This window comes from Amorphus suaedae, assembly GCF_053629675.1.
Map to the genome: position 1 here is coordinate 509,208 of NZ_JBRJIT010000002.1, position 21,997 is coordinate 531,204.

General features: G+C 69.5%; 19 protein-coding genes. 7 read left to right on the forward strand and 12 right to left on the reverse strand.

All coding sequences use genetic code 11. The annotated features are described in order from the left end of the window. Positions 1-49 precede the first annotated feature (49 nt). The 3 genes from AB7M35_RS16090 (at position 50) to AB7M35_RS16100 (ending at position 3,141) form a co-directional block, all read left to right on the forward strand. On the forward strand, positions 50-859 hold the full coding sequence (locus tag AB7M35_RS16090; RefSeq protein WP_453961371.1) for an inositol monophosphatase family protein: 810 nt from the start codon (positions 50-52) through the stop codon (positions 857-859). A gap of 81 nt (positions 860-940) precedes the next feature. Further along, entirely contained in the window at positions 941-1,939 is a 999-nt protein-coding gene (locus tag AB7M35_RS16095) for a flagellar motor protein MotA (protein WP_453961373.1), read from the forward strand. A 179-nt stretch (positions 1,940-2,118) separates the two neighbouring features. Continuing rightward, positions 2,119-3,141 (forward strand): peptidoglycan -binding protein, encoded by a 1,023-nt coding sequence (locus AB7M35_RS16100; protein WP_453961374.1) that lies wholly within the window; start codon positions 2,119-2,121, stop codon positions 3,139-3,141. 40 nt (positions 3,142-3,181) lie between these two features. On the opposite strand, the gene AB7M35_RS16105 is transcribed toward AB7M35_RS16100, so the two are convergent. The 3 genes from AB7M35_RS16105 to AB7M35_RS16115 all read right to left on the reverse strand — a co-directional run bounded on the left by AB7M35_RS16105 (position 3,182) and on the right by AB7M35_RS16115 (position 6,032). Continuing rightward, on the reverse strand, positions 3,182-3,712 hold the full coding sequence (locus tag AB7M35_RS16105) for an RES family NAD+ phosphorylase (RefSeq protein ID WP_453961375.1): 531 nt from the start codon (positions 3,710-3,712) through the stop codon (positions 3,182-3,184). After that, positions 3,693-4,043, reverse strand: a complete 351-nt coding sequence (locus AB7M35_RS16110) for an antitoxin Xre/MbcA/ParS toxin-binding domain-containing protein (RefSeq protein WP_453961376.1) — start codon at positions 4,041-4,043, stop codon at positions 3,693-3,695. Before AB7M35_RS16110 ends, AB7M35_RS16105 begins: the two co-directional genes overlap by 20 nt. A 117-nt stretch (positions 4,044-4,160) precedes the next feature. Further along, positions 4,161-6,032 (reverse strand): ABC transporter transmembrane domain-containing protein, encoded by a 1,872-nt coding sequence (locus AB7M35_RS16115; protein ID WP_453962551.1) that lies wholly within the window; start codon positions 6,030-6,032, stop codon positions 4,161-4,163. 303 nt (positions 6,033-6,335) lie between these two features. Between AB7M35_RS16115 and rpmE the strand changes: the two genes are divergently transcribed. Further along, positions 6,336-6,560: a 50S ribosomal protein L31 gene (gene rpmE, locus AB7M35_RS16120; protein WP_453961378.1), complete on the forward strand. Its 225-nt coding sequence runs from the start codon at positions 6,336-6,338 to the stop codon at positions 6,558-6,560. A gap of 385 nt (positions 6,561-6,945) precedes the next feature. On the opposite strand, the gene AB7M35_RS16125 is transcribed toward rpmE, so the two are convergent. The 5 genes from AB7M35_RS16125 to AB7M35_RS16145 all read right to left on the reverse strand — a co-directional run bounded on the left by AB7M35_RS16125 (position 6,946) and on the right by AB7M35_RS16145 (position 13,698). Beyond that, positions 6,946-8,127 (reverse strand): kynureninase/PvdN C-terminal domain-containing protein, encoded by a 1,182-nt coding sequence (locus AB7M35_RS16125; protein ID WP_453961380.1) that lies wholly within the window; start codon positions 8,125-8,127, stop codon positions 6,946-6,948. Next, the gene (locus tag AB7M35_RS16130) at positions 8,124-9,215 is read right to left on the reverse strand and encodes a tryptophan 2,3-dioxygenase family protein (protein WP_453961381.1); all 1,092 of its coding nucleotides are present in this window, start codon (positions 9,213-9,215) and stop codon (positions 8,124-8,126) included. Before AB7M35_RS16130 ends, AB7M35_RS16125 begins: the two co-directional genes overlap by 4 nt. 199 nt (positions 9,216-9,414) lie before the next feature. After that, a complete protein-coding gene (locus AB7M35_RS16135) occupies positions 9,415-10,308 on the reverse strand; it encodes a hypothetical protein (RefSeq protein WP_453961382.1) in 894 nt (297 codons plus the stop codon). 209 nt (positions 10,309-10,517) lie between these two features. After that, a complete protein-coding gene (locus AB7M35_RS16140) occupies positions 10,518-11,174 on the reverse strand; it encodes a hypothetical protein (protein ID WP_453961383.1) in 657 nt (218 codons plus the stop codon). 334 nt (positions 11,175-11,508) lie between these two features. After that, a complete protein-coding gene (locus AB7M35_RS16145) occupies positions 11,509-13,698 on the reverse strand; it encodes an anthranilate synthase component I (RefSeq protein ID WP_453961384.1) in 2,190 nt (729 codons plus the stop codon). 320 nt (positions 13,699-14,018) lie between these two features. On the opposite strand from AB7M35_RS16145, the gene glpK reads away from it, so the two are divergent. From glpK to AB7M35_RS16160, 3 genes are all read left to right on the forward strand, one after another. Then, positions 14,019-15,536 (forward strand): glycerol kinase GlpK, encoded by a 1,518-nt coding sequence (gene glpK / locus AB7M35_RS16150; RefSeq protein ID WP_453961385.1) that lies wholly within the window; start codon positions 14,019-14,021, stop codon positions 15,534-15,536. A 330-nt stretch (positions 15,537-15,866) separates the two neighbouring features. Next, positions 15,867-17,069, forward strand: a complete 1,203-nt coding sequence (locus AB7M35_RS16155) for an ABC transporter substrate-binding protein (protein WP_453961386.1) — start codon at positions 15,867-15,869, stop codon at positions 17,067-17,069. A 237-nt stretch (positions 17,070-17,306) separates the two neighbouring features. Then, positions 17,307-17,981: a DUF4136 domain-containing protein gene (locus AB7M35_RS16160; RefSeq protein WP_453961387.1), complete on the forward strand. Its 675-nt coding sequence runs from the start codon at positions 17,307-17,309 to the stop codon at positions 17,979-17,981. 13 nt (positions 17,982-17,994) lie between these two features. Here the strand turns inward: AB7M35_RS16160 and AB7M35_RS16165 are convergent, their stop codons facing one another. Genes AB7M35_RS16165 through AB7M35_RS16180 form a run of 4 tightly spaced genes read right to left on the reverse strand, consistent with a single transcriptional unit; the run spans position 17,995 to position 21,988 of the window. Continuing rightward, the gene (locus AB7M35_RS16165; protein WP_453962552.1) at positions 17,995-19,383 is read right to left on the reverse strand and encodes an AmpG family muropeptide MFS transporter; all 1,389 of its coding nucleotides are present in this window, start codon (positions 19,381-19,383) and stop codon (positions 17,995-17,997) included. A gap of 18 nt (positions 19,384-19,401) precedes the next feature. After that, complete coding sequence (locus AB7M35_RS16170; RefSeq protein WP_453961388.1) at positions 19,402-20,346, reverse strand: branched-chain amino acid ABC transporter permease; 945 nt, start codon at positions 20,344-20,346, stop codon at positions 19,402-19,404. A 37-nt stretch (positions 20,347-20,383) separates the two neighbouring features. Next, a complete protein-coding gene (locus tag AB7M35_RS16175; protein ID WP_453961389.1) occupies positions 20,384-21,247 on the reverse strand; it encodes a branched-chain amino acid ABC transporter permease in 864 nt (287 codons plus the stop codon). Between the two features lie 36 nt (positions 21,248-21,283). Then, positions 21,284-21,988 carry an ABC transporter ATP-binding protein gene (locus tag AB7M35_RS16180; protein ID WP_453961390.1) on the reverse strand — a complete coding sequence of 235 codons (705 nt, stop codon included), beginning with the start codon at positions 21,986-21,988 and terminating at the stop codon, positions 21,284-21,286. Positions 21,989-21,997 lie beyond the last annotated feature (9 nt).

A 21,997-nucleotide genomic window follows, 5' to 3' on the forward strand; every position in this document is an offset into this window, starting at 1 on the left:
CCGGACGTTCTCCCACTGCCCGACATGAAAAACGCATAGGTAGATCGCGATGGCTCGCTCGGCGATCCTCAACGTAATGGTTTCGGCCGCAATGAAAGCCGGTCGCGCGCTGGCGCGCGATTTCGGCGAGGTCGAGAACCTGCAGGTGTCCCGCAAGGGACCGGGCGACTTCGTGTCCGCCGCCGACCGCCGCGCGGAGGAGATCATCCGCGCCGAGCTGGAAAAGGCCCGTCCGGGCTACTCGTTCCTGATGGAAGAGTCCGGCGCCCACAAGGGCACCGACGACCAGCACCGCTGGATCGTCGATCCCCTCGACGGCACCACCAACTTCCTCCACTCCATCCCGCTGTTTGCCGTGTCGATCGCGCTGGAGAGCCAGGGCCAGCTGGTGGCCGGCGTCATCCTCAACCCGGTGACCGACGAGCTCTACGTCGCCGAGAAGGGCCGCGGCGCCTTCCTCAACGACCGACGGCTCCGCGTCTCGGCGCGCCGCGACCTGCACGATGCGGTCATCGCCACCGGCGTTCCGCACCTCGGCCGGGGCGACCACGCGCGCTTCATGGCCGAGCTGAAGGCGGTGATGGGCGAGGTCTCCGGCATCCGCCGCGCCGGCGCCGCCTCGCTCGATCTCGCCTGGACCGCGGCCGGCCGCTACGACGCCTACTGGGAGCACGACCTCTCGCCCTGGGACGTCGCCGCCGGCATCCTGATGGTGCGCGAGGCGGGCGGATTCGTCTCCGATCTGGAAGACCGCGACCGCATCTTCGAGACCGGCTCGATCTGTGCCGGCACCGAGGAGGTCCGTCGCGATCTGCTCAAGCTCGTGCGCGGGGCGCGGCCCGGCGCAACCGGAAAATGAAGCCTCGGGTGCTCGAAATCACGGGTTCGTTTTCCGCAACAAACCGGCTATTTCTGGCCGTTGCAGGAAGGTAGCTGATCGATGGCCCGCGACCGTGACCCGTATCGCCTGGTGAACCCGCACGTCTATCTCGTGCGGATGGTGATCTTCCTGCTGATCACCGTCTTCCTCGGCCTGATCCTCAATCGGCCGATCAAGACGGCGTTCATGAGCAACCCGGGCCTCAACGGTCTGATCATCGGCGTCGGGCTGATCGGCGTCGCGCTGGCGTTCCGCCAGGTGATCCGCCTCTACGCCGAAATCAACTGGGTCAACAGCTACCGGGCCGGCCGCATCGACGAGCGCCGGACGCCGGCGCTCCTGGGGCCGATGGCCTCGCTGCTCGGCGGTCGCGCCGACGACAGCTATCTGAGCGCCACCGCCATGCGCTCGATCCTCGACACCATCGGAACCCGCCTCGACGAGGCGCGCGAGATCAGCCGCTACCTGACCGGCCTGCTGGTGTTCCTCGGCCTGCTCGGCACCTTCTGGGGCCTGTTGCAGACGGTCAGCTCGGTCGGCGCGACGATCCAGAACCTCGACGTGGGCGCGGGCGATGCGGGCGTCGTGTTCCAGGACCTCAAGGCCGGCCTCCAGGCGCCGCTCGCCGGCATGGGCACGGCCTTCTCCTCGTCGCTGTTCGGCCTCACCGGCTCGCTGATCCTGGGCTTCCTCGACCTGCAGGCCGGGCAGGCGCAGAATCGCTTCTACACCGACCTGGAAGACTGGCTGTCGACGGTCACCGAGATCGACGTCGCCCGCGCCGGCGACGGCAGCGGCGCGGCCGCGCTGCAGGCCCACGGCCTGCAGCAGGCGATCGACCGGTTGAACCGCACCATGAAGGAAAGCGGGACCGCGGCCACGCCGCCGGCGACCCAGGCGATGGCCAACCTCGCCGACGGGATCCAGGGGCTGGTCAATCATCTGCGCAGCGAGCAGAAGCTGATGCGCGAATGGGCGGAGTCCCAGGCCCAGCAGAACGTCCGCATCGAGAAGCTGCTGGAGCGTCTCAACACCGCGCTGGAACAGGAAGACCGCTAGGGCCGTCTCCGATCGGGTGATCTCCCCGATCGATAGGACATGGCCAGAGAATCAACATCTTGAGCACGTCCTCTGTGGTCGGATCGCTTCGATCCGGACGGGAACTGCTCCAGAATGGTCGAGCGCCGCGGGGTCCGGCAGGCGCCGGCCCCGGACGACAATCGCGAGGATCGTGACCGATGCCGCTCAGTGCCTCCCGACGCCGCCAGCCGCGGCCCGACTACTGGCCGGGCTTCGTCGACGCGATGGCGACGCTGCTGCTCGTCATCATCTTCCTGCTGTCCGTTTTCATGCTGGCGCAGTTCTTCCTCAGCCAGGAAATCTCCGGCAAGGATAATGCGCTCACCCGCCTCAACGCGCAGATCGCCGAGCTGACGAACCTGCTGGCGCTGGAGCGCGCCAACAGCGGCGGTCTGGAAGACCAGCTCGCGGTGCTGCAGGCCTCCATCCAGGACGTGGAGAGCGAGCGTGACAGCCTGCAGGGCCGCATCGCCGCCCTGCGCGCCGAGAACGAGGGGCCGGGCACCAGCGCGCTGCAGACCCAGCTCGCCGACGAGCGGCAGCTCAGCCAGCAGGCGCTGGCGCGGGTGGAACTGCTGAACCAGCAGCTCTCCGCGCTCCGCCGGCAGATCGCCGCGCTGGAAGCGGCGCTGGAGGCCTCCGAGGGGCGCGACCAGGAAAGCCAGACCCGCATCGCCGATCTCGGCCGCCGCCTGAACGTGGCGCTGGCGCAGCGCGTGCAGGAGCTGTCGCGCTACCGCTCGGACTTCTTCGGCCGGCTCCGGCAGCTCCTCTCCGACCGGTCCAACATCAAGATCGTCGGCGACCGGTTCGTCTTCCAGTCGGAGGTGCTGTTCCCGTCGGCCTCCGACCAGCTCAACCCGGGTGGCGAGGCGGAGCTGAACACGCTGGCGACCCAGCTCATCGAGCTCGGCAACGAGATCCCCGACGACATCGACTGGGTACTCCGGGTCGACGGCCACACCGACGCGCGGCCGGTCACCGGCGGCCGCTTCGCCTCCAACTGGGAGCTGTCGGCGGCGCGCGCCATCTCGGTGGTGAAGTATCTGATCTCGCGCGGCGTTCCGCCCGACCGGCTGGTCGCGGCGGGCTTCGGCGAGTACCAGCCGCTGGTGGAGGGCGACACGCCCGAGGCCTACGACCAGAACCGCCGCATCGAGCTCAAGCTCACCGAACGGTAGGGCATAGCGGCCGGGCGGATCCGCTCGCCCGTCTCTGCGATCAGCTGGGCAGCCGGGAGAGCCGCTTCTCGTCGTCGATGAGGATCAGGCTGTCGCGGTCGCCGGTGTTCCAGCGCCAGAGCACCAGGTTCATCTCGTCGGGTGGCGCTCCGCGCGCGAAGCTCGGCACCAGCATCCCCGCGTAGCCGGCCGACGACAGCGCCACCGCCAGATCCTGGGTGGGGACGGCGGCACCCCTGTGCATCCGCTCGCGCCAGCCCGTGTCGGCGAGATCGGCAGGCGTCAGCGACCAGGGGGCCAGCGCGTTCGGGGCCCGCGTATCGAAGATGGCGGCGAGGTCGGCCCGATAGGCGACCAGGGTCGTCGGCTGCAGCGCGCCGATCTGGTTGGCCTCGCGGATCGCGCCCTCCGGCGACAGCGACGTGTAGAGCGCTTCCATGCCGCGGGGATTGAACCGCCCGCCGAAGAGCGCCGCGCCCCGGCCCGACAGCGGCTGGCGGGCATGGACGGGGTTCAGGCTCCGGTAGAGCAGTCCGCGGAAGGATGGGTGCTCAGGCGTGGACGCCGGCATCGACGGCATCGATCAGCGTCATCACCTCGTCGGCGCGGCCGTCGCGCACAAGCTGCATGGCCGTCTGTCCGCCGAACCCGGCGAGCGGTTCGGAGCGGTACCAGGCGTAGGCGATGAGCGCCGATCCGAAGCGGGGCTCGACGCGGTTGAGGATTTCCAGCATCTCGCGCAGCCGCCGCTGGGTGCGGGCCGACTGGAGACGGCTGGTCCGCTGCAGGGCGTCCTTGCTGAGGCCGAGCGTCCGCGCCACCTCGTCGGCCGAGGTCCGCAGCTGGCCGGCGATCTTGCGCGGCGCGAAAAGTCCGTTCTCCGAGTATTCAGCCAGGTTCATGGCTCATATCCATGCCAGTTCGATACACGCAATATCGTGTCATCCGAACTGGCATGCAAGGGCGGGCCGGTGCCCCCGCCTTCCGACCCTCGGCCGACGCGCCGTGAGGCGTGTCGCCTACTCGGCGGCCGGATCGTAGGCCGCGCGGTCGCTCGCGGCCGGTGCCGCCGCCATCGCCGACCGCGAGGTGTCGAACTGGAGCCGGGCGAGGCGGGCGTAGAGCCCGTTGCGGGCGACGAGGCTCGAATGGTCGCCTTCCTCGACGATCTGGCCGCCATCCAGCACGAGAATCCGGTCCGCCGCCAGCACGGTCGCGAGCCGGTGGGCGATCACCAGCGTCGTGCGGCCGACCATCAGCTGTTCGAGCGCCGCCTGGACCAGCGTCTCGCTCTCCGCGTCCAGCGCGCTGGTCGCCTCGTCGAGCAGCAGGATGGGCGCATCCTTGAGGATGGCGCGGGCGATGGCGATCCGCTGGCGCTGGCCGCCGGACAGCGTCACGCCGCGCTCGCCCACCCGCGTCTCGTAGCCGTTCGGCAGGTCGCGCACGAAGCCGTCGACCCGGGCGGCCTCGGCGGCGGCGATCACCTCGGCCTCGCTCGCGTCCGGCCGGCCGAAGCGGATGTTCTCCATGATCGTCGTCGCGAAGACGGTGGAATCCTGCGGCACGATGGCGATCCGGCTGCGCACCTCGAACGGGTCGGCGGCGCGGATGTCGGTGCCGTCGATGAGGATGCGGCCCGACGCCGGGTCGTAGAAGCGCAGCAGCAGGTGGAACAGCGTCGACTTGCCGGCGCCCGAGGGGCCGACGATGGCGACCGTGGCGCCCGCCTGGATGTCCGCCGACACCCCGTTCAGCACCGGCAGGTTGCCGCCGGCTGGATAAGCGAAGCTGACGTCGTCGAAGCTGACGTCGCCGCGCGGCGGCGAGGGCAGGGCGGCCGGCGCGTCAGGGCTGCCGATCTCGGTGCGCTCGGCGAGCAGGCCGGCGAGGCGTTCGGCGGCGCCGGAGGCCTGGGCGACCTCGCCCCACACCTGGCTCAGCTGTCCGAGCGCGCTGGAGGCGAGCACCGCGTACAGCACGAACTGGCCGAGCGTGCCGCCGGTGGTGGTGCCGTCGAGCACGTCCTGGGCGCCCACCCACAGCACCGCGACGACGCTCGCCGACACCATGAAGATGGCGATGCCCGTCAGCAGGGCGCGGGAGGCGGTGGCCGCGCGGGCGTTGTCGAACGCCGCCTCGACTTCCGTGTCGAAGCGCCGCGCGGCGGCGGCCTCGGCGGTGAACGCCTGCAGGGTCCGCACCGCGCCGATCGCCTCGATGGCGAACGACGAGGCATCCGCCAGCGTGTCCTGGGCGAGGCGGGAGCGCCGCCGCACCGAGCGGCTGAACGCCACCAGCGGCAGCACGATGAACGGGATGGCCAGCAGCACCATCGCCGACAGCCACGGGCTGGTGACCACCATCATCACGGCGGCGCCGATGAACAGGAACAGGTTGCGCAGCGCGATCGACGCGCTGGCGCCGACGGCGGCCTTGATCTGGGTGGTGTCGGCGGTCAGCCGCGACACGATCTCGCCGGAGAGCGTCCGGTCGAAGAAGGCGGGCGACAGCCGGGTCACGTGGGCGAACACGTCGGAGCGCACGTCGGCGACGACGCGCTCGCCGAGCCAGGTGACGAAGTAGAAGCGCATGGCGCTGGCCGCCGCCAGCACGGTGACGACGACGATCAGCATCATGAAATACTGGTCGATGAAGCTCGAATCCGCCTGGTCGAAGCCGTGGTCGATCATCCGGCGGACCGCCAGTGGCAGCGCCAGCGTGGCGATCGACGCGGCGATCAGGGCGAACAGCGCCAGCGCCACGTGCCAGCGGTAGCGCAGGACGTACGGAACGAGGTGGCCGAGGGGCCGCAGCTTCGGGCGCTTGCGCTTGCCCTCCGATGCCGCCGCGGGATCCGCCTCCGGTGTGGTTTGTCCGTTTCGTGCCACCACGGCCTCTTTCCAACGTTTTAAAGCTTGAAGTCGTGCGTTGGTGTTGCGCCGGGCCTTCCGGTCTTGTCAACGCGCGTATGGTCCCAGGCGTGGCCGGCGGGCCTTGCGTTGCCATGCGCCCCGGGCTATATCGGCCTCCTTGTGGCGCAGCGTCGCGGATCGACGATCCCGAAGCCGTGGCCGACAATCCAGTTCCCAAGCGACGTACGAGCACTGGCCCAGGGGTCGGCTCTCGTCGGTGTCCCTCCGGCGCGCTGCCGTGACGGACGGTGCAGTTTGCGCGATCAGGCGAAGCGAACGATGAAGAAAGACATCCATCCCGACTATCATCGGGTCACGGTCGTGATGACCGACGGCACCGAGTTCCTTACCCGCTCGACCTACGGCGAGGAAGGCGACACGATCCGTCTCGACATCGACCCGAGCACGCACCCGGCGTGGACCGGCGGCGAGACGCGTCTTCTCGACCGCGGTGGCCGCGTGTCGCGCTTCAAGAGCAAGTACAAGGGCATCCTCGGCAACTGAGGCGTCCGGGCGGCCCAAGGCCGCGGGACGACCGGTTGACGCCGGAGCGCTTCTCCTCGGCCGGTTCGGTTCTTGGGGGAAAGTCTCGGGCTTCCGGGAGCTTAAATCGGGCGCGGTCGGATCTTCCGGCCGCGCCTTTTTGCGTTCCGGGACCGGCCGTAGCGTTCGCCCCGGGACGGCGGGGAAGGGGCGCCGCGCTCCGGACAAAAAAAGAGCCGCCAACGAGGGCGGCTCTGAAGTCAATTTGAGGAGGCGTCAAACGGAGTGGACGAACCACTCGGATCCAGCGGGCTGGATGACCCCTTCATAGATTGGAAACCTTACCGGGCCGTTAACGCTGCCGACGGATTGCCGGGCCGGATGCGAAAAAACCCGTCCGGCCGGCTCATGCGGCCGCAAGCGTCTCCTCGATCCGCGCCAGCGCCCGGTCGACGGTGTCGCCGGTGTGGTAGCAGCCGAAGCCGAAGCGGAGCCGGTCGCCGCGCACGTCGGTGACCACGCCGGCCTCCAGCAGCCGCGCGTGCAGGTCCGCCGCCCGGGGCGTCTCGAAGGTCAGGAAATGGCCGCGCTCGACGCCCGCCCCCACCGGGGTCACCAGGCGCGCGTCGGTCAGCAGCGCGATCCCAGCCGCCGACACCCCCTCCAGGAACCGGTCCTGCAGGCCCAGCACGTGGGCGTGGATCGCCGGCACGGTCAGCCCGATCCCGTCCATCCATTCGAACACCGCGCGCATCCGGTAGAGCCCGCTCGGGTCGAAGGTGGAGCCGAAGAAGCGGTTGCCGTCGGTGGGGTAGGCGACGCCGCCGTCGGACCGCTCGAGCGCCGAGAACGCCGCGTACCAGCCGGTGTCGCGCGGCCGCTCGCCGTAGCCCGGCGGGCAGTGCAGGAAGCAGCACCCTTCGCCGCTCATGGCGTACTTGTAGCCGCCGGCGAGGTAGAAGATCCGGTCCGCCACCGCCGAGAGGTCGGTCGGCACCGCCATGAAGCCGTGGTAGGCGTCGAGGACGATGACCGTCTCCGGATCGGGCACGGCGGCGGCGAGTGCCGCGATGTCCGGCCCGATGGCGCCCGACGAGAAGAACACGTGGCTGACGAACACCAGGTCGTGGGGGCGCACGGTCGCGGCCGCCGCCAGCCGCTCGGTGAAGCCGGCGAACGGCTCGGCCGGCACCCGGTCGACCACGACGAGCCCCGCCTCCTCCAGCCGCGCGATCTGGCGGGAGAAGGAATGGAACTCGGCGTCGCTGGCGAGGATGCGGACGGGCCGGTCGGCGGGGAAGCACGACAGCAGCCGCTTGACGAACTCGTGGGTGTTGGGCGCGAAGGCAATCGTCGTCGCGTCGGGCAGCGACAGCCGCGCCGCGATGCCCCGCTGCACCGCCGGGACGACCTCGCCGAACACGGTGGCCCATTTCTGGTCGACGTGCAGCGCCGCGTCGGACCAGGCGCGGTGCTGGCCCTTTTCGCTGGCGTCCGGCCAGAAATGATGGCTGTGGGCGGCAAGGTGCAGCCGTTCGGGTGCCGCGCCCAGGAAGCGGCTGAAGTGGGCGGTGAGATCCAGGCTCACGCGGCCGGCTCCTCGGAATAGACGAACTGCATCATCCGCTCGACCTCGCGCGGCAGCGCCGGCAGCGCCGACCGCGGGATGAGGTAGGTCGACAGGTGGAAGAGGTCGGTGAAGATCTTGTGCTTCTCGGCGGTCTGGCGCAGGTAGTCGTGGCCCGACGAGCCGCCGGTGCCGATCTTCACGCCGATCATCCGCTGCACCATCAGCGCGTGCCGGTAGCGCCACAGCGTCATCGTCTCGTCGATGTCCATCAGCGTCTGGAAGATGCGGCTCGGCACGTGCAGCACCGGGCGGTCGTTGTAGACGGTGATGAACAGCGCCGCCTGCACGGCCTTCGGCGACATCCGCCACGCCCCCTGGTGGGCTTCCGGCTCGAACAGCGCCTTGAAGGATTCCTTGGCCTTTTCCAGCGCCCGGGCTTCGGCTTCCCGCTGCTCCTCGTCCAGGCCTTCGTTGGCACGCAGCGTGCGGATGTCCTTGGTCAGGAAATCCAGCACGGCCTCGCGGTAGGCCTCGGAGAAGGCGAAGCTGCCGGCCTTCACGAAGGGGGTGCGCGCCAGCCACGCGTCGAGCTGCTCGATCAGCGACGGATGGCTCTCCGCCGCGCCCAGAAGCTTGCTTTCCTCCGGCTTCAGGCGGCTGTGGACGCCGGTCCCGTCATACAGCATCCGCTGGTTCGGGCCGAGCCCGAGGCGCGTCTCGACGAGGCGGAACTGCAGCGACTGGAAGCCTGAGCCGGAGGTGAGCAGGTCGCGGAATTCCAGGAAGTCCTGGGAGGTCATGGTCTCCAGCACGTCGATCTGGTTGACCAGCAGCTTCATGATCTCGTTCACCCGCAGCAGCGAGTGCAGGATCTGGCCCATCCGCCAGTCGTCGACGGGGGCATGGGAGAAGTTCGCCTGAACCCGGTCGAGCTCGTGCAGGATCTGCTTGAACCACAGCTCGTAGGTCTGGTGGATGATGATGAAGAGCATCTCGTCGTGGGCTTCCCGCCCGACCTTGACGCTCTGGAGGTCCTGCGCGTTCAGGATCCTGTCGAGGCTGAGATAGTCGGCGTAGCCGATCTCGGTTCCGGTGGGAGATGCCATTGTGCTCACCTGGGTTCGGAGTGTCTGCCCGAGACTATCCGACCTGACGAGACGCTTTAAGCTTAAAATGTTTGCGGCCCCGGGGCGCCTGGAGGGCAGGGGGGCCGCACGTCGCGCCGGTCCGGCACGCGATCCGCGCCGGACACGGATGTCCGGCGCGGGCTCTCTCGTCCGGGGCCCTGCGTGGGGCCCGGACCGTCTACTGGAGCTCGTTGGCGATCATGCAGAGCTCGGCCACCGAATTGTCGAAGCGCGCCGGGTTGGCGAGCACGTCCTGACACTTCGTCATCAGCGCCTCGCGCTCGGTCGGCGACATGGCGCCAAGCCGCGCCGCCACTTCCTGCGAGGTGATCGAGCCGGTGCTGGCGCCGGTCACGTTCGAGCCGGCCGCACCGTCGAGCCCGGTCGCCCCGGGCGTCGCTCCGGCCGTGGCCTGGCCCGTGCCGCCACCGGCGGTGCCGCCACCCGGCGTTCCACCGGCTGTGCCGCCACCGGCCGAGACGCCGACGCCTGCATTGGTTCCGCCGGTCCCGCCGACCGACGCACCGACGCCCGCGTTGACCCCGCTGCCGCCGCCGATCGAGGCGCCGGCACCCGCGTCGACACCGCTGGTGCCGCCCACGGACGCGCCGGCCCCGGCATCCACACCCGTGCCGCCGCCGACGCTGGCTCCGACGCCCGCGTCGACGCCGTCGGTCCCGCCCACGGACGCGCCCGCGCCGGCATCCACGCCGGTGCCGCCACCGACGCTTGCGCCCACGCCGGCATCGACGCCGCTCGCGCCGCCGACCGATGCGCCGGCACCCGCGTCAACGCCCTGTCCGCCGCCTGCGGTTGCGCCGGCACCGGCATTGGCGCCGTCGGCGCCGCCCGCGGACACGCCCACGCCGGCGTCCACGCCGCTGCCGCCGCCCACTCCGACACCCGCACCGACCCCGACGCCCCCCACGTCGGCGCCGGCGCCGACTCCGACCCCGCCACCTCCGGTTCCGCCCACGCCCTGGGCTCGAACCTCGGTGCCGGCGACCATCATCACGGCGCAAACCGCGGCCACGGCACAACCTGTCAGCATGTGATTCCTGAGATGTCGCATCCCACTCTCCTCCAAAGGTGTGACAACCATCGGGTGAGTAAGTTGTGGTTGACGCGACTTGTTCCGAAGAATCTCAGGATGCTGCCGGAAAAATGACTCGGTGTTCGATCTGGGGAAGGGGGTCGCGGCCCCGAAAAATGACCGCGACCTCTAAGGTTACCGCTGGATTCGCAGGCCGCAATAATCGCGGTACTGCTTGGGGTAGTCTTTCAGGTGGTTGAGTACGTCAACGCACCACTCGCGCTCGTTGACGCCATACGGCAGGCCGCTCGAGGAGGGAGCCGTGGTCGTGCTGCTGCCATGGCTTGCCAGTCCGAAACCCGACCCGCCACGGTCACGGTTGCCGTTGCCGCTCTGGTCGCCGCCACCCGAGCCTTCGGAGGTCGGGCTGCCGCCCTGGTGGTTGTCGACTCCGCCATGACCGCCGGTGTCATGTTCGCCGCCACCGGACGGATCACCCCCACCCGAATCTCCGCCGCCGGAGGGACCATCACCGCCTGAGTGACCGCCGCCGCCTGGGCCGCCGCCGCCACCGGGACCGCCACCGCCACCGGGGCCACCGCCACCGCCGGGACCACCGCCACCGCCGGGACCACCGCCACCGCCGGGACCGCCGCCACCGCCGGGACCACCGCCTCCGCCGGGACCACCGCCTCCGCCGGGACCACCGCCTCCGCCGGGACCACCGCCTCCGCCGGGACCGCCACCACCGCCGGGACCGCCGCCATCACCAGGACCACCACCGCCACCGGGACCATCGCCTCCGCCGTGGCCGCCGCCATCACCGGGACCGCCGCCATCGCCCGGGCCGCCGCCACCGCCGCCGGGGCCACCGCCGCCGCCACCGGTGGCGACGAGGAATTCATGGCCGGTTTCCAAGGACGGGGTTTCGGCACGAACGCCAGCCAGCGGGACCGCGTCGAAGCCGGTGGCGGCGAGAGGCCGTGTCGTCATGGGAGCGCCTGTCGGGACGTCGGCCTGTGCCGACGGTGTCGCCGTCATGAACGCGCAAAGAGCTATCGTGGCGCAGCTTGCCGCTGACGCCATTCTGGGAAATCGCATTATTTCTTCCTGATTTTCGGATAATACAGTCATTGTCCAGGAAGAAGTGCCTCGAACTCCGCAGGTTCCGGATATTATTTGAAAACTAACAAATCTTAATCTCCCGCATAGGTATAGATTAACATATATTACTTATTATTACATTTTAGATTGCGTTTTGAGCCCGCGGTCTCTTCGAAACGTATTTTCAATTGCATTGCGAATGATTGTAATTCCGGCGTTCTGCCCAAGCATCATGATGGACTCCGGATGGAACTGGACCGCCGCGACCGGCTCGGTGGCGTGCTCGATGGCCATGATGGATCCGTCGTCGGTGGTGGCGGTCACCAGAAGGTCGGCCGGCAGGCGGACGGGATCCGCGACGAGCGAATGGTAACGGCCGACGGGGAAGCTGTCGGGCAGCCCCTCGAACAGCCGGGTGGCTGGTTTCGCCTTCACCCGCGAGCTCTTGCCGTGCACGGGAACGTCGAGCTGGCGCAGGCTCCCGCCGTAGGCTTCCACCAGGGCCTGCAGCCCCAGGCAGACCCCGAAGATCGGCAGCGCGTGGCGGCGCGCGGTGGCGATGCTGGCGGCGCAGTCGAAGTCCGACGGCCTGCCCGGGCCGGGCGACAGCACCACCATCTCGGGAGCCAGGCGATCGATGTCCGCATCGGTGATCGGGCCGCGCATGGTCGTCACCTCGGCGCCCGCCTGGCGCAGGTAGTTGGCCAGTGTGTGGACGAACGAATCCTCGTGGTCCACCAGCAGCACCCGGCGGGTGGGCGGGGCGGCCGGAGCCGCCGTTGGCGCGGCGCCGCTGGCATTGCTGCCGGCGGTGCGGATCGCGGCGATCATCGCGGAGGCCTTGAGCTCGGTCTCGCGCTCCTCGGCCTCGGGCTCGGAATCGGCGAGCACCGTGGCTCCGGCGCGCACCTCCGCGACCCCGTCCTTGATGCGCACGGTGCGGAGCGTCAGGCCGGTGTTCATGTCGCCGTTGAAGTTGAGCAGGCCCACGGCACCGCCGTACCAGAAGCGCGGGCTGCGCTCGTGCGCCTCGAGGAAGCGCATCGCCCACGGCTTCGGCGCGCCGGTCACCGTCACCGCCCAGGCGTGGGAGAGGAAGGCGTCCAGCGCGTCGCGGTCGTCCAGCAGCGTCCCCTCGATGTGGTCGACGGTGTGGATCAGCCGGGAATAGAGCTCGATCTGCCGGCGGGCGAGCACGCGCACGCTGCCTGGCACGCAGACGCGGCTCTTGTCGTTGCGGTCGACGTCGGAGCACATGGTCAGCTCCGTCTCGTCCTTCTCGGAATTGAGCAGGCGGCGGATCTGGGCCTCGTCCTCGATGGCGTCGCGGCCGCGGGCGATGGTGCCGGAGATCGGGCAGGTCTCGACGCGCTTGCCGGTGACGCGGACGAACATTTCAGGCGACGCGCCGACGACGTATTCGCCGTCGCCCAGGTTGATGAGGAAGCCGTAGGGGCTCGGGTTGATGTCGGTCAGGCGGCGGCTGACGGCGGCCGGCGATGCCGCGCACGGCTCGCGGAACACCTGGCTCGGCACCACCTCGAACAGCTCGCCGCGGGCGAACGGTCCGAATGCCTTGGCAACCGTCTGGGCGTACTCGCCCGGCCGGTGGTCGCCTTCGGGCGCGGCGTCGAGGTCGGGGGCGTAGGGGCGGCGTTCGCCGCCGCGCTCAAGGCCGTCGGTCGCCTCGCCGTCGACGGTGAAGTCGTAGGCGTAGACGGTGGCCGTGCGGCCGTAGTGGTCGACCACCAGGATCTCGTCGGGAAAGTACAGCACCAGGTCGCGCTGGCCGGCCTCGCGCGGCACCTGCTTCTCCACCGGCTCGAACTGGTAGACGAGGTCGTAGCCGAAGGCGCCGGCAAGCCCGAGCTTGTCGTCCTCGTGGCTGGCGAAATGGGCGATCAGGGCGCGCACCACGCTGAACACCGACGGCTGCCGGCTGCGTTCTTCCTCGGTGAACGTGGCCTCCGACGGCACCACCCGCAGCGTGATGCGGTCGGCCTCGGTGGTCCGGTCGGCGACGAAATCGAGATCGGCGAGGGCGGCGGAAAAGGCCGGCAGCAGCACCCGGCCGCGGCCGTTCAGCGCCGAGATGGTCACGTCGTAGCCGGTGGCCTCGATGGCGACGGGCGGATTGACGAGCGCGAAGTCCCAGCGCGTGTAGCGGCCGGGATACTCGTAGGTGGACGAGAACACGGCGCCGCGCTCGGCGTCGAGACGCGCGATCCACGACGCGGTCGCGTCCGCGTAGGCGATCTCGCGGCTGATGCGCCGGACGGAAACGCCGCCGGCCGTGGTGTAGAGGGTTTCTGCGGTCGTCCGCATCGTCGAAGCTCCCGGTGAACGGGGAACGATCGGAGACAGATGACACCTGTTGCCGCCGGTCGGTCCCGGGCGGCACAGTCGATTGGGTATGGGGTCCCTACCGCGCCGCCAATGAAGCGACGCGCCACCAGCGCGCGGAAAGGAAGGACCCGGTCATCATGGACGCTAGCGTTACGCAACCTCGGCGCGGCTGGCAACTCGAAATCGCAGCCGGCCCCAGCCCGCCGCTCGCCAGCGCGGCGAAGCACCCTGGCGGAACCGTCGCCCGCTGATAGGGTTCGCTCCAAGATTCGAAAACAAGAGCATGCGGGAGAATGCCCATGGCGGATCCGATCCTCGCCATCGACCAGGGAACGACCTCGAGCCGGGCGATGCTGTTTTCCGGCCCCACCCGGGTCGCGGCCATCGCCCAGGAGGAGTTCGCCCAGGCCTATCCGCGGCCGGGCTGGGTGGAGCACGATCCGGCGCTGATCTGGGAGACGACGCTCCGCACGGCCCGCGACGTGCTCGCCAAGACGCGGACGGCGCCCGAGGCGGTGGCCGCGATCGGCATCACCAACCAGCGCGAGACCACGCTCGTGTGGGACCGCGAGACCGGCCGTCCCATCGCCCGCGCCATCGTCTGGCAGGACCGGCGGACCCACAAGGTCTGCGAGGAGCTCCGGGCGGGCGGGTCCGAGCCGCTGGTCACCGAGCGCACCGGGCTGATCGTCGATCCCTACTTCTCCGCCACCAAGATCGCCTGGCTGCTCGACCACGTCGACGGCGCGCGGGAGGCGGCGGAAGCCGGCCGGCTCGCCTTCGGCACGGTCGACTGCTGGCTGGTCTGGCAACTCACCGGCGGCCGGGTGCACGCGACCGACGCCACCAACGCCTCGCGCACCATGCTCTACGACATCCGCCGCAACCGCTGGGACGAGGAGCTGTGCGCCCTGTTCCGGGTGCCGATGGCGATGCTGCCGGAGGTGCTCGACAGCGACGGTGACTTCGGCACCACCGATCCCGACCTCCTCGGCGCGGCGATCCCGATCCGCGGCGTCGCCGGCGACCAGCAGGCGGCGACGCTGGGGCAGGCCTGCTTCCGGCCGGGCATGATGAAGGCCACCTACGGCACCGGCGCGTTCGTGCTTTTGGTCACCGGCAACGAGCCGGTTGTCTCCTCCAACCGGCTGCTCACCACCGTGGCCGTGCGGCGCGGCGGCGAGACCCGCTATGCCCTGGAGGGCGCCATATTCGCCGCCGGCTCCACGGTGCAGTGGCTGCGCGACGGGCTCGGCCTGATCGGCTCCGCCTCGGAAGCGGGCCCGCTCGCCGCCCGCGCCGACGACGACCAGGAGGTCTACATGGTGCCGGCCTTCACCGGCCTCGGCGCGCCGTGGTGGGACCCGGAGGCGCGCGGCGCGATCTACGGGCTCACGCGGGGAACCGGACCGGCCGAGCTCGCCCGCGCCGCGCTGGAGGCGGTCTGCTACCAGACCGGCGACCTCTACGCCGCCATGCGGGAGGACTATTCCGGCGGCGAGGCCACCGTGCTCCGGGTCGACGGCGGCATGGCGGTGAGCGACTGGACCATGCAGCGCCTCGCTGACCTGCTCGCCGCCCCGGTCGACCGGCCGACGATTCCCGAGACGACGGCGCTTGGCGCCGCCTGGCTGGCGGGCCAGGCCGCCGGCGTCTGGCCGGACGAGGAGGGCTTCGCCCGCATGTGGGCCAGGGACCGCCGCTTCGAGCCGGAGATGGGATCGGAGGAACGCGAGCGACGCGTCGCCGGCTGGAAGACCGCCGTCCGGCGCACCCTGACCGAGGGATCCGGTCGGAACCCATCCGTATCGGGATGACGGCGCGCGCATGCGTGTGCGCGAGCGGGGCCGGTCGGCCGGCTGCGCGCGAAAACGCAAGGTTGCAGGGGCGGCCGCGCGCGGAAACGCGCAATAACGCGCAGAATCGCGCAGCCGACGCGTGCGCACCGCGCCTGCGCGCAGCCCGAAAACGATGCGTCGGGAACGTCTTATCCCCGGCCTCCAGCCGGACCGAAGGCGCCGCACGCCCTTTCGGAGCGTGCCGCGATCGGCTAGTAATGGAGCCACACTCGGTCGGACCTTTGCAACCGCCAAGGAGCTGTCAAAGCTTGCGGTTGGCAACCCGGCCACATCAGGAGGGAGTGTTACATGGCAATCAATCGTTGGATGACGGCAGCGTCCGTCGTCGCGCTCACCGCGGCCGCCTTTGCCGGCCCGGCCCTTGCCCAGGACATGAAGATCGGCGCGCTGATGCCGATGACCGGCGACCTGTCGGCCTATGGTGAGGCGGACCTCAGCGGCATTCAGCTCGCCGCCGAAGAGATCAACGCGGCCGGCGGCAAGGTCGAGATCGTCGTCGCCGATACCCAGACCAACCCGCAGGCCGGCGTCGACGCCGCCCAGAAGCTGGTCAACGTCGAGGGCGTGAACGCCATCGTCGGCGCGCTGTCGTCGGGCGTGACCATCCCGGTCGCCACCTCGATCACCAGCCGCGAAGGCGTCCTGCAGATCACCAGTGCCTCCACGTCGCCGACCATCACGACGCTGAAGGACAACGACTTCCTGTTCCGCACCGTGCCGTCCGACGCCTTCCAGGGCATCGCGCTGGCCAAGCTGGTGAAGGAAAAGGGCGTCAACGACGTCTCGATCATCTACGTCAACAACGCCTACGGCCAGGGCCTCGCGGATGCGTTCGCCAAGGCCTACCAGGGCATGGACGGCAAGGTGACGGAGTCGATCCCGTTCGAGGCCGGACAGGCCTCCTACCGTGGTGAACTGCAGCGCGCGAAGACCGGTGACGCCGAGGCCCTCGTGCTGGTCGCCTACCCGGAAAACGGCACGGTGATCCTGAAGCAGTCGCTGGAAGGCGGCTATTTCGACAAGTTCATCTTCACCGACGGCATGAAGGCCCCCGAGGTCATCGAGCAGATCGGCGCCGACTACATGAACGGGTCCTACGGCTCCGTTCCGCAGTCGCCGGAGAGCGAGGGTCTGACCAAGTTCCAGGACGCCTACAAGGCGAAGAACGGCCAGATCCCGCCGCTGCCGTACATCGACACCGCCTATGACGCGACCATGCTGATCGCGCTGGCCGCGGTGAAGGCCGGCTCGAACGACCGCAAGGCCGTCCGCGACGCGCTGCGCGACGTCGCCAATCCTCCCGGCGAAAAGGTCGGCCCGGGCGACTACGCCAAGGCCGTCGAGCTCCTCAAGGCCGGCAAGGACATCAACTACGAAGGTGCTGCCGGCTCCCAGGACTTCGACGAGAACGGCGACGTTCCCGGCACCATCGGCATGTGGTCCTTCGAGGACGGCAAGATCGCCGACGGCGGCCTGATCAAGCTGGACTGATCCGGGTGGCCGGGCCTTTTGCCCGGCACTCCAGATGAGACGACAGGGGCGCGGATCCGGCAACGGTCCGCGCCTTTTTCTCGCGCGGGCGGAGGCATGCGCGCGGCCGCGTCCCTCCCGGTCCGGTGGAACGCCCATCGACAAGCGGCGGACGCGGATTCAATATCGCCCGCACTGCCTGGTCGACCATATCGCTGCGATCGGCCCGGAATGTCCCCAGTTCGGAATGTGGCGCCCATGAAAATTCTGCGTTTGCTGGCCGTCCTCGTCGGTTTTGCGGCCCTGGCCGGGTGCATGCAGGTGAGCACCCAGGTCGATGCCTACTCGGTCATCCCCGCCGACATCGAGCCCAAGACGGTTTACATCGCGCCCTACAAGGGCATGGACGGCTCGTCGCTGGCCTGGCAGGCCAACGCGGCGCTCGTCGCCCAGGTCCTGGCGGAAAGGGGCTACACCCGGGTGGCGACCCGCAAGCAGGCGCGTCTCGTCGCCTTCTTCGGCTTTGCCGTCGACCAGGGCGAGCGCGTCACCACCCCCTATCTCATCCCCCAGTGGGGCTACGTCGGCTACGGGCCCGGCTGGTACGGGCCCGGGCCGGGCTTATACGGCCCGGGCTGGGGTGGCGGGGTCTATTTCGGCGGGCCGGGGCCCTACTGGGGCTGGGGCGGGCCGCAGATCGGCGTCGTCGGCTACACCACCGCGCTGCGCACGGAGACCGTCTTCACCCGCTCGGTGTCCATCGACATGATCGACACGCGCATCGGCAAGCAGGTGTTCCAGGCGCGGGCGGTCAGCCGCGGCGCCTGCGGGCTGTTCGCTCCGGTGGCCGAGCCGATCGTTCGCGCCGCGCTCAAGCAGTTCCCCCTGGGCGTGTCCGGAACGATCACGCTGCCCCAGTCCGACAGCTGCTGAGGCGGAGCCTGGTCTAGGATGGCCGTGCCGCCGGGCGGAAATGGCCGCGGCGGCCGAGCCACCACAGCAGGGCCAGCCCCGGGATCGCGGCCAGCGCGGTGACGGCGAAGAAGACGATCCAGCCCACCGCCTCGGCGGCGTAGCCGGAGGTGGCCGCCAGTACGGTCCGTCCGACCGCCGACAGCGCCGCCAGCAGGGCATACTGGGTGGCGGTGTGGCGGGCGTCGGTGCACAGGCTGGAGATGTAGGCGACGAAGACCACCGTCCCGAGGCCGCCGGTGAAGTTCTCCACCGCGATGGTGACCGACAGCGCCCAGACCTCGGGCCCCATCATCGCCTGCCACGAGAACACCAGGTTCGAGGCCATCTGCAGCAGCCCGGCGATCCACAGCGCCCGGTACATGGGCAGCGCCTTCGCCATGGCGCCGCCGGCGAACCCGCCAAGCAGCGCCGCGGCGAAGCCGACGCCCTTGACGATGCCCGCGTAGGCGGCCTTGGAGAAGCCGATGTCGATCACGAACGGGGCCGTCATCACCCCCGCGAAGGCGTCGCAGAACTTGTAGAGCACCACGAACAGCAGGATCGCCAGGGCGTCCTTGCGGGTGAGGAACTCGTGGAACGCCGCGTAGGCGGTGGTGGCGACGCGCAGCAGCGGGTTCTGCTCGGGGGCGGGGATCTCGCCCAGATGGGCCTCGCCCGGCCGGACGGGGGCTTCGGCGGGCTCTCGGCCCGGCTCGGTCGCCAAGAGCGTCGTCACCATGCCGATCAGCACGAGCCCGGCCATGCCGGCATAGGCCCAGCCCCAGGCGTCCGCCAGGGCGAAGCCGCGAAGCTGCAGGGCTGCCACCAGCAGGGCAGCGCCGGCGGTCGAGGACAGCATGCCGACCCGGTAGGCCGAGACGAACCAGGCCATGCCGGCCGCCTGCTCCTCGTCGGGAAGGCTTTCGACGCGGAACGCGTCGATGACGATGTCCTGTGTCGCCGAGGCGATGGCGACCAGCACGGCGCCGAACGCCACGGCCCACGGCACCAGCGTCGGGTCGAGGACGCCGAGGTAGAGGATCGCGGCGATCAGCAGGATCTGGGAGAAGATCAGCCAGCCCCGGCGCCGGCCGAGGAGCCGTGACAGGATCGGCACCCGTGTCGCGTCGACGATCGGCGCCCACAGGAACTTGATCGTGTAGGGAATGCCGGCGAGCGAGAACAGGCCGATGGTCGACAGGTCGACGCCCTGGTCGGCCATGCGCAGCGCCAGCGTCGAGCCAGACAGCGCCAGCGGCAGGCCGGACGCGAAGCCGAGGAACAGGACGATCAGCACCCGGCGTTTCAGGAACACCGCCAGCGCGGCCCTGAATCGGTCCCTGCGCGAGGCCTTCGGTTCCGGGGCCTCGTCGGTGGTCACTGACGGCACGGATTGACCCTATGTCTTGCGACGGGCGATGGGCTTCGGCCGCTCTTCGGGCAGCATGCCCTGGGGACGGGTGAGCAGCACGACCTGCAGCAGCACGCCCACGAGCAGCACGCGCGCCGAGCTCGCCTGGGTGGCGTATTCGGGCGGCAGCCGGCTCGCCAGCGTCTCGGTGCCCGACCAGACCAGCCACACCACGATGGAGCCCAGCAGGGTCCCCTTGTTGTTGCCGCTGCCGCCGGCGATCAGCATCACCCAGACGATGAAGGTGGCGAACACCGGCTCGAAGGCGTCCGGCGAGATGAAGCCGATGAAGTGGGCATAGAGCGCCCCGGCGAAGCCCATGATCGCCGAGCCGAACACGAACGCCTGCAGGCGGAAGATGCGCACGTTCTTGCCGGCGGCCTCCGTCGCGTCCTCGTTGTCGCGGATCGCCCGCAGCACGCGACCCCACGGGGCGAGGCGGGCGCGCTCGACGAGGAAATAGACGAGCGCGAGACTGACCAGCACCACGGCGAGGAAGACCAGGCCGGAGTCCTTGCCGTCGGTGAACGGGCGCGGGATATCGGCGATGCCGCGCACGCCGTGGGAGAGCCACTGCTCGTTCTGGAACACGAAGCGGATGATCTCGGCGATGCCGATGGTGGCGATCGCCAGATAGTCGGATCTGAGGTTGACCGTGATCATGCCGATCAGCAGCGCGATGACCCCCGACAGCACGATCGCGGAGGCCGCGCCGACCAGGAACGGCATGCCGAAGCCGCCGACATGTTCGGGGTTGGGCCCGCCGGTCAGGATCGCCGTCGTATAGGCGCCGATGGCGTAGAACCCGGCGATGCCGATGTTGATCTGCCCGGTCAGGCCCCACTGCACGTTCAGGCCGAGGGCGAGGATCGCATAGATCGAGACCGTCGACAGGAAGAAGACGAGATAGCCGGCGAGGCCGCTCAGCTCCATGACGCGTCTCCGCTCAAGAGGGGAAGGGGCGAGGCGATCACAGCGACGTCCCCTTGAAGATGCCCGTCGGGCGCACGATCAGCATCAGCACCAGGAGCGCGAACGCCACGGCGTGCTTGTAGCCGGGGTCGATCACCATGGTGGACAGCTCCATCGAGATGCCGATGACGAGGCCGCCGACGATGGCGCCGTAGGGGCGCCCGATGCCGCCGAGAATGGCCGCGGCGAAGACCGGCAGCAGCAGCCGCCATCCCATGACGGGGTGGAGGCGCGTGTCCATGCCGAGGAACACGCCGGCGACGGCGGCGAGCGCGGCGGCGATCACCCAGGTGATCAGGATCATGCGATAGGCGGGGATGCCGGAGATCCGGGCCAGATCCATGTTGTCGGACATGGCGCGCATCGCCTTGCCGAACTTGGAGCGCGACAGGAACAGGTGCAGCGCGAGGATGATCACGATGGTGCCGCCGACGATCCAGAAATGGTCGGGCCGAATGACGATGCCGGCGTAGCGGATCGGCATCTGGATGCCCGACTTGAAGACCTGCGGCGACGGGCCGGCGAAGAGCTGGATGGCGCTGCGCAGGATGAGGGCGACGCCGAACGACGAGATCAGCAGGATGATCGGATGGCTCGACCTGAGCGGCCGGTATAGCAGCACCTCGGCGGCGAGCGCGACGGCCACGGAAAAGACGATCGCGGCTGGAATGGCGAGGATCGGCGAGACGCCGGTCAGCGTCACCCCGACGAGCGCGCCGTAGGCGCCCACCGTCATCACGTCGCCGTGGGCAAAATGGGCAAAGCGCAGGATCGAGAACACCAGCGAGACGCCGATTGCGCCGAGCGCCAGGATCGACCCGGTCACGATACCGTAGACGACGAGTTGCAGGACATCGGTCACGAGCGTCGATCCATCGTCTCTGGTTGCCTCGCGGTGTCAGCCGCCAAGGAACATCTCCGCGATTTCCTTATTGTCGAGCAGTCCGCGGCCGGTGTCCTCGAAGCGGTTCTGGCCGCTCGCGAACACGTAGCCCCGGTCGGCGATGGCGAGTGCCTGCTTGGCGTTCTGCTCCACCATCAGGATGCCGACGCCGAGCGCGTTGACCCGCTTCACCTGCCGGAAAGTCTCGTCGATGAATTTCGGCGACAGGCCGGCGGTCGGCTCGTCCAGCAGAAGCAGCTTCGGCTCGAGCATCAGCGCGCGGCCCATGGCCACCATCTGCCGTTCGCCGCCCGACATCTGCCCGACCGGCTGGCGCTTGCGCTCGGCAAGGCGCGGAAACAGTTCGTAGATGCGCTGCATCTGGGGGCGCCAGTCGTCGGTGCGGATGAACGCGCCCATCTCCAGGTTTTCCTGGACGCTCATCGACGGGAAGACGTTGCGCTCCTGGGGCACGTAGCAGATGCCGCGGCCGACGATGTCCTCGGGCTTGCAGTTGGTGATGTCGCTCCCGGCCAGCCGGATCGCGCCGGCGCGGACGTTCACCAGGCCGAAGACGGCCTTCATGAAGGTCGACTTGCCGGCGCCGTTCGGGCCGACGATGACGACGATTTCCTTGTCCTCCACGGTGAGGTTCAGGCCGCAGAGGATGTCGGCGCCGCCATAGCCGCCGATGACGTCTGTCGCTTCGAGGAGTGCCATGGGGTGCGC

Excerpts from the sequence above, each read along its gene's own strand:
- AB7M35_RS16090 (WP_453961371.1), top strand. The coding sequence starts at position 50 with ATGGCTCGCTCGGCGATCCTCAACGTAATGGTTTCGGCCGCAATGAAA.
- AB7M35_RS16170 (WP_453961388.1), bottom strand. The coding sequence starts at position 20,346 with ATGGAGCTGAGCGGCCTCGCCGGCTATCTCGTCTTCTTCCTGTCGACG.
- AB7M35_RS16155 (WP_453961386.1), top strand. The coding sequence starts at position 15,867 with ATGGCAATCAATCGTTGGATGACGGCAGCGTCCGTCGTCGCGCTCACC.
- AB7M35_RS16140 (WP_453961383.1), bottom strand. The coding sequence starts at position 11,174 with ATGAATTCCTCGTCGCCACCGGTGGCGGCGGCGGTGGCCCCGGCGGCG.
- AB7M35_RS16095 (WP_453961373.1), top strand. The coding sequence starts at position 941 with ATGGCCCGCGACCGTGACCCGTATCGCCTGGTGAACCCGCACGTCTAT.
- AB7M35_RS16130 (WP_453961381.1), bottom strand. The coding sequence starts at position 9,215 with ATGGCATCTCCCACCGGAACCGAGATCGGCTACGCCGACTATCTCAGC.
- rpmE (WP_453961378.1), top strand. The coding sequence starts at position 6,336 with ATGAAGAAAGACATCCATCCCGACTATCATCGGGTCACGGTCGTGATG.
- AB7M35_RS16135 (WP_453961382.1), bottom strand. The coding sequence starts at position 10,308 with ATGCGACATCTCAGGAATCACATGCTGACAGGTTGTGCCGTGGCCGCG.
- AB7M35_RS16105 (WP_453961375.1), bottom strand. The coding sequence starts at position 3,712 with ATGCCGGCGTCCACGCCTGAGCACCCATCCTTCCGCGGACTGCTCTAC.
- AB7M35_RS16180 (WP_453961390.1), bottom strand. The coding sequence starts at position 21,988 with ATGGCACTCCTCGAAGCGACAGACGTCATCGGCGGCTATGGCGGCGCC.
- AB7M35_RS16110 (WP_453961376.1), bottom strand. The coding sequence starts at position 4,043 with ATGAACCTGGCTGAATACTCGGAGAACGGACTTTTCGCGCCGCGCAAG.
- AB7M35_RS16160 (WP_453961387.1), top strand. The coding sequence starts at position 17,307 with ATGAAAATTCTGCGTTTGCTGGCCGTCCTCGTCGGTTTTGCGGCCCTG.
- AB7M35_RS16100 (WP_453961374.1), top strand. The coding sequence starts at position 2,119 with ATGCCGCTCAGTGCCTCCCGACGCCGCCAGCCGCGGCCCGACTACTGG.
- AB7M35_RS16145 (WP_453961384.1), bottom strand. The coding sequence starts at position 13,698 with ATGCGGACGACCGCAGAAACCCTCTACACCACGGCCGGCGGCGTTTCC.
- glpK (WP_453961385.1), top strand. The coding sequence starts at position 14,019 with ATGGCGGATCCGATCCTCGCCATCGACCAGGGAACGACCTCGAGCCGG.